The sequence below is a fragment of the Citrobacter braakii genome (assembly GCF_009648935.1).
In the GTDB taxonomy this organism is placed as follows: domain Bacteria; phylum Pseudomonadota; class Gammaproteobacteria; order Enterobacterales; family Enterobacteriaceae; genus Citrobacter; species Citrobacter braakii.
Genome location: NZ_CP045771.1, coordinates 785,724 through 799,196, shown reverse-complemented (window position 1 = coordinate 799,196; position 13,473 = coordinate 785,724). Strand labels below are relative to the sequence as shown.

12 protein-coding genes are annotated in these 13,473 nt (G+C 51.5%); 7 read left to right on the top strand and 5 right to left on the bottom strand.

The annotated features are described in order from the left end of the window. Positions 1–121: 121 nt before the first annotated feature. Positions 122–1,381 carry an L-rhamnose isomerase gene (gene rhaA / locus GFC06_RS03625; RefSeq protein ID WP_019077926.1) on the bottom strand — a complete coding sequence of 420 codons (1,260 nt, stop codon included), beginning with the start codon at positions 1,379–1,381 and terminating at the stop codon, positions 122–124. Beyond that, complete coding sequence (rhaB, locus tag GFC06_RS03620) at positions 1,378–2,847, bottom strand: rhamnulokinase (RefSeq protein ID WP_049282354.1); 1,470 nt, start codon at positions 2,845–2,847, stop codon at positions 1,378–1,380. The genes rhaA and rhaB overlap by 4 nt, the downstream gene beginning before the upstream one ends. Positions 2,848–3,147: 300 nt before the next feature. On the opposite strand from rhaB, the gene rhaS reads away from it, so the two are divergent. Both rhaS and rhaR read left to right on the top strand, forming a co-directional pair. Then, positions 3,148–3,996, top strand: coding sequence for an HTH-type transcriptional activator RhaS (rhaS, locus tag GFC06_RS03615; protein ID WP_016157890.1), 849 nt, complete (start codon positions 3,148–3,150; stop codon positions 3,994–3,996). 105 nt (positions 3,997–4,101) lie between these two features. Continuing rightward, a complete protein-coding gene (rhaR, locus tag GFC06_RS03610; RefSeq protein WP_153689842.1) occupies positions 4,102–4,950 on the top strand; it encodes an HTH-type transcriptional activator RhaR in 849 nt (282 codons plus the stop codon). On the opposite strand, the gene rhaT is transcribed toward rhaR, so the two are convergent. Further along, a complete protein-coding gene (gene rhaT / locus GFC06_RS03605) occupies positions 4,947–5,981 on the bottom strand; it encodes an L-rhamnose/proton symporter RhaT (protein ID WP_016157897.1) in 1,035 nt (344 codons plus the stop codon). The genes rhaR and rhaT overlap by 4 nt on opposite strands. 201 nt (positions 5,982–6,182) lie before the next feature. Continuing rightward, on the bottom strand, positions 6,183–7,604 hold the full coding sequence (locus GFC06_RS03600; protein ID WP_049282360.1) for an L-fucose/L-arabinose isomerase family protein: 1,422 nt from the start codon (positions 7,602–7,604) through the stop codon (positions 6,183–6,185). Positions 7,605–7,859: 255 nt separating this feature from the next. On the opposite strand from GFC06_RS03600, the gene sodA reads away from it, so the two are divergent. Together sodA and kdgT are read left to right on the top strand one after the other, a co-directional pair. Next, the gene (gene sodA / locus GFC06_RS03595; protein ID WP_016155203.1) at positions 7,860–8,480 is read left to right on the top strand and encodes a superoxide dismutase [Mn]; all 621 of its coding nucleotides are present in this window, start codon (positions 7,860–7,862) and stop codon (positions 8,478–8,480) included. A 235-nt stretch (positions 8,481–8,715) separates the two neighbouring features. Then, on the top strand, positions 8,716–9,699 hold the full coding sequence (gene kdgT / locus GFC06_RS03590) for a 2-keto-3-deoxygluconate transporter (protein ID WP_016155204.1): 984 nt from the start codon (positions 8,716–8,718) through the stop codon (positions 9,697–9,699). A gap of 41 nt (positions 9,700–9,740) precedes the next feature. Here kdgT and GFC06_RS03585 read toward each other — a convergent pair whose 3' ends face one another. Next, complete coding sequence (locus GFC06_RS03585; protein WP_016155205.1) at positions 9,741–10,637, bottom strand: dihydrodipicolinate synthase family protein; 897 nt, start codon at positions 10,635–10,637, stop codon at positions 9,741–9,743. A gap of 152 nt (positions 10,638–10,789) precedes the next feature. On the opposite strand from GFC06_RS03585, the gene yiiM reads away from it, so the two are divergent. From yiiM to GFC06_RS03570, 3 genes are all read left to right on the top strand, one after another. After that, complete coding sequence (yiiM, locus tag GFC06_RS03580; protein WP_047497551.1) at positions 10,790–11,464, top strand: 6-hydroxyaminopurine reductase; 675 nt, start codon at positions 10,790–10,792, stop codon at positions 11,462–11,464. Positions 11,465–11,706: 242 nt separating this feature from the next. Continuing rightward, the gene (locus GFC06_RS03575) at positions 11,707–12,411 is read left to right on the top strand and encodes a GntR family transcriptional regulator (RefSeq protein ID WP_019077919.1); all 705 of its coding nucleotides are present in this window, start codon (positions 11,707–11,709) and stop codon (positions 12,409–12,411) included. Positions 12,412–12,419: 8 nt separating this feature from the next. Then, positions 12,420–13,376 carry a sugar phosphate isomerase/epimerase family protein gene (locus GFC06_RS03570; protein ID WP_153689841.1) on the top strand — a complete coding sequence of 319 codons (957 nt, stop codon included), beginning with the start codon at positions 12,420–12,422 and terminating at the stop codon, positions 13,374–13,376. Positions 13,377–13,473 lie beyond the last annotated feature (97 nt).

The window sequence follows — 13,473 nt, the reverse complement described above, 5'->3', positions numbered from 1 at the left end:
CCGATCGTTATCGGGTCTTACGTAGGCCGGATAAGTGAAGATCCATCCGGCAATCGTCTTTCATTCATTGCCGGATAGCGACGTGGGGCGTCTTATCCGGCCTGTAAGCCTGGTGTCACGGTTAGCTACGTTTGCTCAAAATCTCTTTCTCATAGGCGCGCACGCTGTCCAGCCACTGGCTTCCCGCTGGCGTGTCGTGACGCTGGCAATACATCTCCCAGACGGCCTGCCACGGCAGCGATTTTTGCTCTTCCAGCAGGGCCAGACGAGCGGTGTAGTCGCCGCTGGCTTCCAGCTGACGCAGTTGTTCGGTCGGTTCTAACAGCGCGCGCAGCAGGGCTTTTTTCATATTGCGAGTGCCGATAACCCACGCGGCGATGCGGTTAATAGAGGCGTCGAAGAAGTCGAGGCCGATGTGTACGCGGTCGAACAGGTTGTGGCGGACGATCTCGCTGGCAATCGCCTGCGTTTCGTCATCCAGCAGCACCACGTGATCGCTGTCCCAGCGCACCGGACGGCTGACGTGCAGCAGCAGACGCGGTACGTACAGCATGGCGGCGGAGATTTTGTCGGAAATCACTTCAGTCGGATGGAAGTGACCCGCATCCAGGCACAGCGCGGTTTGACGGCTGGTGGCGTAACCCATATAGAACTCGTTGGAGCCCACGGTGTAGCTTTCGGCGCCGATGCCAAACAGCTTGCTCTCGACGGCGTCGATATGGTGCGCCGGGTCGAGTTTTTCGCTGATCACTTCATCCAGTGCTTCAAGCAGACGTTGGCGTGGTGCTAACCGGTCAACGGTAATGTCTTTCATGCCATCCGGGATCCAGATATTCATCACCGATGGCGTACCCAACTGCTCGCCAAAATACGCTGAGACGCGACGGCTGGCTTTGCAGTGGTCAATCCAAAACTGGCGAATGGTGTCATCGGCGTGGGCCAGCGTGAAGCCGTCGGCGCTCAGCGGGTGAGAGAAGCAGGAGGGGTTGAAATCCAGCCCTAACTGGTTTGCTTTCGCCCACTCAACCCAGTTTTTAAAATGTTCAGGTTTGATTTGGTCGCGGGCAACCGGCGTATCGGACTCCAGATAGATCGCGTGCAAATTCAGACGTTTTGGACCCGGGATCAGGCTCAGTGCCTGCTCCAGATCGGCGCGCAGTTCGGTGGCGTTACGCGCTTTGCCCGGATAGTTGCCGGTAGCCTGAATACCGCCTGTGAGCGAGCCTTCCGGATTCTCGAAACCGGCGACATCATCGCCCTGCCAGCAGTGCATGGAGACCGGCAGACGATCGAGCTGGCGTAAGGCCGCCTCGACATCAATGCCTACCGCGGCGAAACGCAGTTTTGCCAGTTCCCAGGCTTGTTCAAGTTGAGTGGTCATGCGCAAAGCTCCTTTGTCTGTCGTAGTGATGGAAACTGCGCCTGGTAGCGGGCAATTTCACTTTCAGGATTTGGAATGAAGGTGGTCAGGTCGTAGTTGGCACGCACCACCTGACGGAAATCATCGACGTTGTTGAGCTCGTCCAGCGTCATCAACTGGATGCCAATATTGCCGAGCGTGGAGGCCTCAATCGGCCCGGACATCACGCGAATACCGCAGGCATCCGCGCACAGCTGGTTCAGTAGGGCGTTCTGGCAGCCGCCGCCAACGATGTGCAGTTGGCTAAATGCTGCACCACGCAGTTGTGCCAGTTCTTGCAGAATGTCAGCGTATAGCAATGCCAGGCTGTCGAAGATACAGCGCGCCAGTTCGGCGTTTTGCTGGGGAACGGGTTGACCCGATTCACGACAGGCCGCCTGAATTTCCGCGCTCATATCGTCGGGGTTGATAAAGCGATCGTCGTTCGGGTTAATCAGGAATTGGCAGGCCGGCAGCGCTTGCGTTTGGGCAATAAGCGTTTGCAGGTCGGTAATCTGGCGCTCTTTTAAAACGCGCTGGAGCAGCCACAGTCCCATGATGTTTTTCAGTACGCGGTAGCGCCCTTCCGCGCCCCCTTCGTTGGTGATGTTCGCCGCCAGCGCCGCATCGTTGGTATACGGCGTTCTGCTCTCAAAGCCCATCAGCGACCAGGTACCGGAAGAGAGATACGCACTATTTTTATCGGCCAGCGGTGAAGCGATGACCGCGCTGGCGGTGTCGTGACTGGCGACGGCCACAACCGGAATTTGGTTTTTCTGCGGGCAAATCCAGTGACCAATGACGTTCCCCGGATGCGTCGGGCGACCAAACCAGGCTTTGTCTGCCCCGGTCCACGCCAGCAGCGTGTCATCCCAGTCGTCGGTGTTGATATTGACTAACTGGGTGGTGGTGGCGTTGGTGTATTCCCAGTTCAATTTGCCGGTCAGGCGAAAGCTGAAGTAGTCGGGGATCAGCAGGGCATGTGCCACCTGCGCAAGCAGTTCTGGCTGCTGTTCAACCAGCGCACGTAGCTGATACAAGGTGTTAAACGGCAGAAACTGAATGCCGCTACGGCGGTAGATTTCACCTTTACCTGGCTGCGCCATCGCCTGTGACATAATGCCGGTCGTGCGGCTGTCACGGTAAGAGACCGGCAGACCAACACGTTGGCCGGCGTTATCGATCAATACGTAATCCACGCCCCAGGTATCAATGCCAATGCTGTCTATCCGAATGCCTTCATCACAGACTTTTTTCAGGCCAAGGCGAATGTCGTTTTCCAGGCTGTCGATGTCCCAGGTGTCAAAACCGTCCGTTTTTTGCAGACAGTTAACGAAGCGGTGGATTTCACGCAGCGTCAGTGTGCGGTGTTTACTGTCGTAACGAGCGAGCATTACGCGCCCACTGGATGCGCCGAGATCGACAGCGACACAATGGCGAAAAGTCATGGCGAGGTCCTTCTGAGTTTTATTGCACTCAGTCTAAGAACCCCGAATAAAGCGTACCTTCTTGACAGTGACAGCCCCAATTAGCGGCTGGCAACATGGCAAAGGTGAACGTGATGTTGTTCACAGTTTCCACTAATAGCGCGGATTTTGGCGGATGTGACGCCTTCCGCATTTCCCGATCTTTCCCGCCATTTCTTAAAGAATTAACCGTGTTTACGCACTTTGGCGTCAAAAAATTAAGGTGAGGGTAGGAACCCTTAATTACTATTCAGCCATATTCGTTAATCAGGGGGAGCCGTCATGACCGTACTGCATTGCGTGGATTTTTTTCCGACAGGTAAAGCGCCAGTGGCTATTGAACCGCGGCTTCCTCAGCCCGCGTTTCCTGAACATCATCATGATTTTCATGAAATTGTGGTGGTCGAACATGGAACGGGGATCCATGTGTTCAACGGACAGCCTTACACCATCAGCGGTGGTACGGTGTGTTTCGTCCGCGATCATGACAGGCATTTATATGAACATACTGACAATCTGTGTCTGACCAATGTGTTGTATCGCTCTCCGGATGCGTTTCAATTTCTGGCCGGGCTGAATCAGCTTTTGCCTCAGGAACAAAATGGGCAGTATCCCTCCCACTGGCGCGTAAACCAGGGCGTACTGCAGCAGGTTCGTCACCTGGTGGGGCAGATGGAGACGCTCGGCGAGGAGATGGATACGCCCACGGCGGCAAATCGCGAGATCCTGTTTATGCAGTTGCTGGTACTGCTGCGTAAAAGCAGCCTGATGGAAGCGGCGACCGATAACGATGCGCGGCTTAACCTTTTGATGGCATGGCTGGAGGATAACTTTGCCGAAGAGGTGTGTTGGGAGGCGCTGGCCGAGAAGTTTTCGCTCTCTTTACGCACTCTGCATCGCCAGCTTAAACAGCAAACAGGATTGACGCCGCAGCGCTACCTTAACCGTCTGCGACTGATTAAAGCCAGGCATCTGCTCCGCCACAGTGATGACAGCGTGACTGATATCGCTTATCTCTGCGGTTTCGGTGACAGTAACCACTTTTCGACGCTTTTTCGCCGTGAGTTCGAGTGGTCGCCACGCGATATTCGTCAGGGGCGTGACCTTATAGCGGGAAGCAGCCTTCAGTAACGCGAAAGCTATCAACGTTTTTTACCGTCCGTTTGCTGATAATCATACCCTTTCATGCCGGATAAGCGCAGCGCATCCGGCAAGCGTACAGGTTGAGGTGATGTGATGGCGAATCATCTGGTTCTTTTGAAATCAGACTTTTTTGCGCATGAGCAGCAGGCTGTCGCCGTGGCCGATCGTTATCCGCAGGATGTCTTTGCTGAGCATACCCACGAGTTTTGCGAGCTGGTTCTGGTCTGGCGCGGCAATGGTCTGCATGTCCTTTACGATCGTCCGTACCGGATAACCCGCGGCGATCTGTTTTACATTCGCGCCGAAGATAAACACTCCTACACCTCCGTTAACGACCTTGTGTTGCAAAATATCATCTACTGCCCGGAGCGGTTAACGCTGAATGTTGACTGGCAAGGGGCGATCCCCGGATTTGACGGTACGCCAAGGCAGCCGCACTGGCGACTTGGCAGCGTTGGCATGACCCAGGCCAGACAGGTTATAAGCCAGCTTGAGCATGAAAGTAATCAGCGCGATGCGCAGGCCTTTACCATGGCTGAGCTGCTGTTTGGTCAACTGGTAACTCACCTTAAACGTCATCGTTATGCCACGGATACGCTCCCGGCGACGTCAAGTGAAACGCTGCTGGATAAACTGATCACCGCGTTAGCCGGTAGCCATGAGCATGCGTTCGAACTGGATACGTTTTGCGAGCGTGAACGGTGCAGCGAACGCGTTTTGCGCCAGCAGTTCCGTAGCCAGACCGGGATGACTATCAACCAGTATCAGCGCCAGGTGCGGGTGTGCCATGCACAGTATCTGCTCAAGCATAGTCGGTTGATGATTAGTGAGATTTCCATGCGCTGCGGCTTTGAGGATAGTAACTACTTTTCGGTGGTATTCACGCGCGAAACCGGGATGACGCCGAGCCAGTGGCGTCATCTCAGTACCCAACATGATTAGCTGGCCATTCCCAGACCAACAATGTTTGCTGCGACAATGATCACTACGCAGCCAAGACTTAGCACGCTGACCGGACGTCTCCCTGCATTGCTCCACTCTTTCATGATCAGGCCCACGATACCGCCGCACAGGACGTAGAAGCTCATGTGCAGCATCCAGCTCATGTAGTCATACTGTGCTGGAATTTTGGCATGGCCCCAGGCGTAAAAGAAGAACTGGAGATACCACATCAGGCCAGCAAGCGCAGAAAACAGGATATTGCTGATAATCAGCGGTTTTGCTAAAGAGAAATCGGCCTTTACTGACAGGTTTTTCATTTTTGCCAGACGAATGAAGCAGTATCCCAGATTGATCACCGCACCACCGCCCATGATGACTACGTAGCTTGGCAGGGCGACATACAGCGGATCGATACCGAGTGTTGCAGCGGCTTCGTGCATTGGTTTAGCCGCATCCATGGCAAAGGACATCCCCGCGGAGAAAAAGCCGCACATCACCGCCAGTATCAGACCTTTTTTCAGATTGAACTCTTCGGCCTTGATGCCCATCTTGCGCTCTTTTAACTGTCCGGCGCGGGTGACAATCGCCACTCCGATCAGGGCGACCAGCACGCCGAGCAGGGTCATACGTCCGCCTGGTGTGCCAATGAGCACGTCAAATTTACCGGCAATGATTGGCGTCATTAAGGTACCAACAATTAGCGTAATGCCGATAGCGATCCCGATCCCCATCGACATACCGAGATAGCGCATAGTCAGGCCATAGTTGATATTACCAATCCCCCACATGGCACCGAATAAAAATACCGGCAGCAGGGTGGACGCACTGAATGAACTGTAATAGGCCCAGAAGTCCGGCAGAAGGATCGCGCTGACGAGCCAGGGAAGGATCAGCCATGAAACAAAACCACCTATAGACCACATGGTTTCCCAGGACCAGTGTTGTACCTTTTTAAAAGGGGCATAGAAACAAGCGGCACTAGCGGCACCGATTAGATGCCATATTATCCCCATCGTAATTGCGTTACCCATTCTGTTTCCTTTTGAATTATCGATTTGGCAGGATGAAAACACCCGTTTTGATGTTCAAAAGTCTAAAGAGTGAGCAATAGATTAACCTTCAGCATGCTGCCGTGTGATCAGTAATGCTGGCAAAATTCAGGGGATGAAAGGGATATTGATCACAAATGCGGCCCCGCCCCTCTTTTTTGAGAAGGGCGGAAATATAGAGGATTAGCAAATTCTTACTGCCTGAATACCCAGTAGCCAGGCGAGTTTTTCCAGTGCCTCGCCATGGTGCCCCAGGCCAATGCTGCAATGATGAGCTGGGCCGCCCATGCACCATTGTGTGGTGAACTCGCGAGCTGATAACGGGAAGCGATAGCGGCTATTGGTGTTGCCAATATCCAGGACTTCACCTGGCACAGCTTCACCTTCGGCATACTGTAAACGCACCCCGTTTTCGGCATCTTCAATTACCGAAAGAAAGGTCACCGGACCTGATTTTACGGTCATCTGGATAGATACACCTTTACCGGGTTTACCATGATAAACCGGCAGCGGCACCAGACTCACCGGACCATCCGCCATCAGCGGGTGTGCCGGACCGTCATGTCCCCACAAAACAGCATCATCATTAAATTCAATGCCATATGGTTCTGAGAATGAACCGCCAGCCCCCAGAAGTTGCTGAATTTTCATCGCCAGCACATTTTTGATTTCATATTCTCCCGCTACGGGAATACCACGGTGGGTAAGCAGCGTGTTGCCGAGAATGATTGAGGTGATGATGTTCTCGTAAGCGTTGCCGTTACGGCCTTCATAGTAATAGGCTAGTGCACCGAGTTTATTCTGGGCAATTAGTTTATCCATGGCGCAGGCAGTGGTGAGTGCGCGGTTGAGCTCTGCAGGTTCGCATGCCGCATCCAACTGAAGTACACGGTGCATTTCCTGTCGTTTGGCGTTGAGGTCTGCCTCGCTGACCTGCTCGCGATATTCCGCCAACTCACACATTTCCAGTGGCTTAAAGCGTACGCCCATTTTGGCGGACAAGTTCGTCATATTGCTGTAAACGTCTACCATGCCGTCATAATAGTGCCCGAGGACGCCGACCTGACAATTTGCCAGCATTTGACGAGCGTTAAGTGCCTGTAGCCACTGCGCCGTTTGTTGCCAGACATACTCATCGCCCTGTAATGCGCCAACAATCAACTGAAAGCGGATATTCGCACGGTTAAACACGTTTGCCAGTTCGGGGGCGCTGCAGGCCTGACAGTGCGCCAGCCACTCTCCAGTACGGCCTCCCCGATCGGGAATTTGACGGATTGTTGAATAAGGCAGCCCTGGCTCTGGCTGCAGGGCCAGAATAATGACCGGTTTATTGATACTCTGCACAAGCGGTAGCACCGTTGAGCTGAGCGCATAGGTGCTGATGTAAAGACAGACAGCATCGATCGGCTGTTGCTGCAACCGTCTGATAAGGGCATCGGCTTTATCGACGTTATCAATCAGGCCGCCATTAATCACGCTGGCTTGTTGCGCCGTCAGGCGCTCATCAATTGATTGCAGATAGCCCTGAAGACGTGACTCCAGGCCTGTAAACTGGGGCCAGTATGTGTCGAGGCCGATACCAAAAAGGGCGATGTTGACAGACATAGCAATATTTCCTTGTGAGATAATTTTCAGACTATGTCGTGCTTTATCTCCCATGTCCTTCATGTCGCTGCCTATTTTCTACTCAGATTGGCAAGATCAGCCTGATTTTCCCAGTGATGCTCACACTTTTACCTCATAATAGCCATGTAAAAAGTACGGCATTGATAATCATTTTCAATATCATTTAATTAACTATAATGACCCAACTGCTTACGCGGCGTTAACACTGGCCGCCCGACAATACTGGAGATGATTATGAGTTATACACTGCCATCCCTGCCGTACGCTTATGATGCCCTTGAACCGCACTTCGATAAGCAGACGATGGAAATCCACCATACCAAACACCACCAGGCTTACGTAAACAACGCTAACGCTGCGCTGGAAAGCTTGCCTGAATTCGCGAGCCTGCCTGTTGAAGAGCTGATCACCAAACTGGATCAACTGCCAGCAGACAAGAAAACCGTACTGCGTAACAACGCGGGCGGCCACGCTAACCACAGCCTGTTCTGGAAAGGTCTGAAAACCGGTACTACGCTGCAGGGCGACCTGAAAGCGGCTATCGAACGTGACTTCGGCTCCGTGGACAACTTCAAAGCTGAATTTGAAAAAGCTGCGGCAACCCGTTTTGGTTCCGGCTGGGCGTGGCTGGTTCTGAAAGGTGACAAACTGGCTGTTGTTTCCACTGCTAACCAGGATTCCCCGCTGATGGGTGAAGCTATCTCTGGCGCTTCCGGCTTCCCGATCGTGGGCCTGGATGTTTGGGAACACGCTTACTACCTGAAATTCCAGAACCGCCGCCCGGACTACATCAAAGAGTTCTGGAACGTGGTGAACTGGGACGAAGCTGCCGCGCGTTTCGCAGCGAAAAAATAAGTTCTACGCTTTAGTAAGCCCCTGCAAGCGATGCTTGTGGGGGTTTTTTTGTGATCAAAATCAATATAAAAACAATGATCCACTTAAATTGAAACAAGGTTTTATTATGCGAGTGGGATCACTTTTATAGTCTCTATGAATGTCTATCTTCGTTTCATCAAGACGGGCGCATCTCATAAGCAAGATGCAATCGCCCATAAAAATTGCCCCATTTTTATGTCTACAGGTGATGGAAATGCAGATCAAACGAACGATAGAGAAAATCCCAGGCGGCATGATGCTGGTGCCGCTTTTTCTGGGTGCGTTGTGTCACACCTTTTCCCCCGGCGCCGGGAAATACTTCGGCTCCTTTACCAACGGTATGATCACCGGTACGGTGCCTATTCTGGCGGTCTGGTTCTTTTGTATGGGGGCGTCGATCAAGCTAAGCGCTACCGGTACCGTACTGCGTAAATCAGGCACGCTGGTCATAACCAAGATCCTGGTAGCGTGGGTGGTCGCGGCGATTGCTTCACGTATTCTGCCGGAACATGGTGTAGAAGTTGGTTTCTTCGCCGGGTTGTCTACGCTGGCGCTGGTGGCCGCCATGGATATGACCAACGGCGGGCTGTATGCCTCGATTATGCAGCAGTACGGCACCAAAGAAGAGGCCGGGGCGTTTGTCCTGATGTCGCTGGAGTCTGGCCCGCTGATGACTATGGTGATTCTGGGAACCGCCGGGATCGCTTCGTTTGAACCACACGTGTTTGTGGGGGCCGTATTACCGTTCCTGATTGGCTTTGCGCTGGGGAATCTGGACCCTGAGCTGCGGGAGTTCTTCAGCAAAGCGGTGCAGACATTGATTCCTTTCTTTGCCTTCGCGCTTGGTAACACCATTGATTTGAGCGTGATTGCGCAGACCGGTGTACTGGGTATTTTGCTGGGCGTGGCGGTAATTATCATTACCGGTATTCCATTGATTATCGCCGATAAACTGATTGGTGGCGGCGATGGCACAGCGGGGATTGCGGCCTCCAGCTCAGCCGGTGCGGCGGTCGCTACGCCAGTGCTGATTGCTGAAATGGTTCCGGCATTTAAACCGATGGCGCCGGCAGCAACTTCCCTTGTCGCCACGTCGGTGATTGTGACCTCCATTCTGGTGCCGATTATCACTTCCATCTGGTCGAAAAGAGTTAAAGCCAGGGCGGCGGAAATTGATATTCGTAGCGCCGTGAAGTAAGTCTCTTTTGCCGGATGGTCTGTTCCATCCGGCTTAACGATTTAGGCTTTGACGACAAATACCTCATCGATGGTCCGACACTCACCCTCGTTCAACTCTCCGCCGGCATTTCGTGACACGCCGGTGCAATAGCCAAACTTACGCGATACCACGGTTTTGATGGTGGTGACGAAATCTTCGCCGATGGCGTAGATGGACATGTAGGTGCCAATCTGGTCCTGAATGTCGCGAAGTGCTGTCAGGTCGCCCTGTTTAAATGCTTCCCGTGCGCTGACAAACAGTTCAGGCATGACGTTGTTTAATCCTGAAATCACCCCCGCGCCGCCTGCCAGCAGGTTAGGAATGTAGTATTCGTCATAGCCGGACAACACGGCAAAATCCTCCCGTACGGCGCGGGTGGTCTGGATCATACTGCGAGTATGGGACTGGCAGTCGACGGTATCTTTAATGCCTGCGAAGTTGGGGAACTCGGCGGCGAGGGTGGCAACCAGTTCGGGCGTTAAATCGCAACCAGTGCGCGCCGGAAAGTTATAGGCAAACCATTTACCGCTGAGCTTCTGCCCCAACTGACGGAAGTAGCTCAGCAGCTGTTTTGCCGTTTGCCCATAGTAGTAAGGCGGCAGGATCATCACGGCGTCGTAATCGGCGCGATACGCTTCCTGCGCCATCAACAGCACATCATTCTGGCAGGTGGATGAGACGTTGGCGACCATCTTCAGCGAGCTCATAGCGCGGGCCTCGCGGATCAGTAACAGCTTTTCTTCGAGCGTAAAGGAGGCAAATTCCCCGATGCTACCCATCAGCAAAATCACGTCGATTTTGGCCTCGGTAAGGCGTTTGAGATGCTGGCTCAGACCGTTAAGATCGATCTTGCCGTCATTATCCATTGGCGTAATGGAAGGACACCAGACGCCAGCAAATTGCGATTGACCAGTCACGTTGTTGACTCCTTATTTGAAATGATGTTTCAAAACCAGATTACATTGATAGCATGTGTCCCTAAGTTTCATGTGAACCGTGCTCTCATTTTGAGCGACTGGGGTAAAATAAATGTGGTGTAATGGGGGAAATTTATCGGGAGAGGGAACAGATGCGATATCCGGTCGATGTTTTTACAGGCAAGGTTCGGGACTACACGGGAAGCCGTCCCAGCGCGATTGCTAAGGTCCAGGTTGACGGCGAGCTGATGCTGACCGAACTGGGGCTGACGGGTGATGAACAGGCGGAAACGAAAATTCACGGTGGGCCGGATCGCGCGCTGTGCCACTATCCGCGTGAACACTATCAGCACTGGAGACAAGAGTTTCCGGAGCAGGCAGAGCGCTTTGTCGCGCCCGCGTTTGGCGAGAATCTCTCTACTGAGGGGCTAACGGAAGAGAATGTATTTATTGGCGACATTTTCCAGTGGGGAGATGCGCTGATTCAGGTCACGCAGCCGCGCTCGCCGTGCTTTAAGTTGAATTTCCATTTTGGCATCAGCGATATGGCCAGCCAGATGCAGGAGGCAGGCAAGACGGGCTGGTTGTGTAGCGTCATCGCTCCAGGCCAGGTGTCGGCGGACGCGCCTTTGATCTTGGCTTCACGCGTCAGCGACGTCAGCGTGCGGGAGGCGATTGCCATTGCCTGGCATATGCCGTTTGATGACTCACAATATCACCGTTTACTCTCGGCTGCCGGGTTATCGAAAAGCTGGACCAGAACGATGCAAAAGCGTCGTTTAAGCTGCAAGATCGAAGACAATTCCCGCCGTTTGTGGGGAAAATAAAGCCATTCTGGCCATGCAATTAAATCAGGTGGTAACACCTGATTTGCCTCTCTCGTGGTTCTTATCTCTGCATACTAATCTCTGCATACTAAAGCGGGTAAAAAAACCTGCCTGTCACGCCATGTTTTCAGTCCATTCTTGATACCTGGCCCACAAAAAGAAACTCTGTGTTGAAAAAAAACTTGAGTATTTCCTGCACTCAAATATCTTAGCTTTAAATTGGTTTAAACCAGATGAGCAAGATGAAAAAGAAAAACAATGTTGATGTGCTTAGAGAGCGCTTTGAAAGCTGGTTAAACGAGAATAATTTGCCAGCGGGCTCTAAATTGCCTTCGGAGAGAGAGTTATGTGAGTTGCTGGATGCGAAGCGCATGACTTTACGTCAGGTTCTGATTGAGCTTGAGATCGATGCGCGTATCTTCCGAAAGAACCGCAGTGGTTGGTTTATTTCATCGAAGCGATTTATTTATAATCCCAAATCACTTTCCAGCTTTAATGCTGAAGCCTGTGCTCAGGGGCGCAAGCCTTTTTGGGGTTATTTAACCAAAGAAACGATTGCGACGGTTCCGCACCATGTTGATGATGTTTTTCTCTCCTCCGGTGATCGCTATTTAGTTACCGGTTGGTGTGGTCTTGATTCGCATAAAGTGTTTTACCATGAGTCCTATATTGATGCTGATGTTGCGCCAGGATTCATTAACAAATTGGGCAATCAGTCTTTTGCCAGCGTCTGGGAAGATGCGTTTGGTCATGCTTTAAATATCAAAGAAATGATTTTTAAACCGGTCAATATGCCAGAAGTGGCCTGCAAAGAGTTGGGCGTTGCGCCTAATACTTATGGAATTTTAGTAGAAAAACATCGGGCTACCCGAGATAAAAAAGTGGTTCAGGTTGATTTTGAATACTGGCGACTTGAATCTGTGGAACTTGTTATTCGTGATGAATGAGAAAAATAATGGGAAAATGCAACCAAGAACTTCTCGCTGAACGTGCGAGAAATATACCACTGTACCTACATGCTTATGCCTTTCATCTGAATATGCGCTATGAGAGAGTCCTTCCGGGCGATCTTCTGGATATTGCGCATCAGCAACAATTAAAGGGAGTGAAAATACATGTTGAGGATGGTGAGTCCCAATCACTGCAGAAACTAAACGATCGGCAGTTGCACGATTTTAAAGAAAAGGCAAAAAAATATAACCTCGATGTACATATTGAAACGAGCGCATCGGACAAGGCGACATTGACGGATGCGATCCGTATTGCTGTGGCAACTGGCGCAACTTCAGTACGTTTCTACCCGCGCTATGAAGGACATCTCAACGATGTCATGGCAAAGATTGCCAATGATATTGCGTGGCTGTCTCAGTATGACGATTGCGGACTAAGCTTTACTATCGAACAGCATGAAGATCTGCAAGGCCATGAACTGGTGACGCTGGTTAATAATAGTGGAATGAAGAATCTCTCTATTCTGTTTGATTTTGGCAACATGATTAACGCCAATGAGCAGCCGCTTTCTGCGTTAGAAGTCATGTCCCCTCTAATCACTCAGGTGCATATCAAAGACGCAAAAATTATTAAAGAAGGTAAAGGCTGGGGGCATGAGGCTTGTCGTTCAGGATACGGTGATTTACCAATGGAAGAGATGCTTAAGGCATTATTACTTTTAGGTGAGGATAAACCGCAAGTAAATGCTTTTGGTCTGGAAGAGGAAGTTGAATATTATGCTCCGGCATTTCGTTTTGATGATGAAGGTGAGAATCCCTGGATCCCATGGCGCGATGCAAGCTATACGCCGCTGCCCGACAGTAACATGATTGATGCGCGACTGGCGCAGGAAAAAGAACATGCTCTTGCTCAAATAAAGTATATCCGTGATTTATGCGACAAGTTTACAAGTAATAAATAAACTTCTTTAAATATTATTAAATGCGAAAAGGGTTATGAAAATAACTCTCTTAATTTATTAACTGCATGATTTAATTTAAATATTTCTCTCAACAAGC

What these genes read in the sequence shown, in the direction of transcription:
- rhaA (WP_019077926.1), bottom strand. Translation starts at nt 1,381, where the DNA reads ATGACCACTCAACTTGAACAAGCCTGGGAACTGGCAAAACTGCGTTTC.
- rhaB (WP_049282354.1), bottom strand. Translation starts at nt 2,847, where the DNA reads ATGACTTTTCGCCATTGTGTCGCTGTCGATCTCGGCGCATCCAGTGGG.
- rhaS (WP_016157890.1), top strand. Translation starts at nt 3,148, where the DNA reads ATGACCGTACTGCATTGCGTGGATTTTTTTCCGACAGGTAAAGCGCCA.
- rhaR (WP_153689842.1), top strand. Translation starts at nt 4,102, where the DNA reads ATGGCGAATCATCTGGTTCTTTTGAAATCAGACTTTTTTGCGCATGAG.
- rhaT (WP_016157897.1), bottom strand. Translation starts at nt 5,981, where the DNA reads ATGGGTAACGCAATTACGATGGGGATAATATGGCATCTAATCGGTGCC.
- GFC06_RS03600 (WP_049282360.1), bottom strand. Translation starts at nt 7,604, where the DNA reads ATGTCTGTCAACATCGCCCTTTTTGGTATCGGCCTCGACACATACTGG.
- sodA (WP_016155203.1), top strand. Translation starts at nt 7,860, where the DNA reads ATGAGTTATACACTGCCATCCCTGCCGTACGCTTATGATGCCCTTGAA.
- kdgT (WP_016155204.1), top strand. Translation starts at nt 8,716, where the DNA reads ATGCAGATCAAACGAACGATAGAGAAAATCCCAGGCGGCATGATGCTG.
- yiiM (WP_047497551.1), top strand. Translation starts at nt 10,790, where the DNA reads ATGCGATATCCGGTCGATGTTTTTACAGGCAAGGTTCGGGACTACACG.
- GFC06_RS03575 (WP_019077919.1), top strand. Translation starts at nt 11,707, where the DNA reads ATGAAAAAGAAAAACAATGTTGATGTGCTTAGAGAGCGCTTTGAAAGC.
- GFC06_RS03570 (WP_153689841.1), top strand. Translation starts at nt 12,420, where the DNA reads ATGGGAAAATGCAACCAAGAACTTCTCGCTGAACGTGCGAGAAATATA.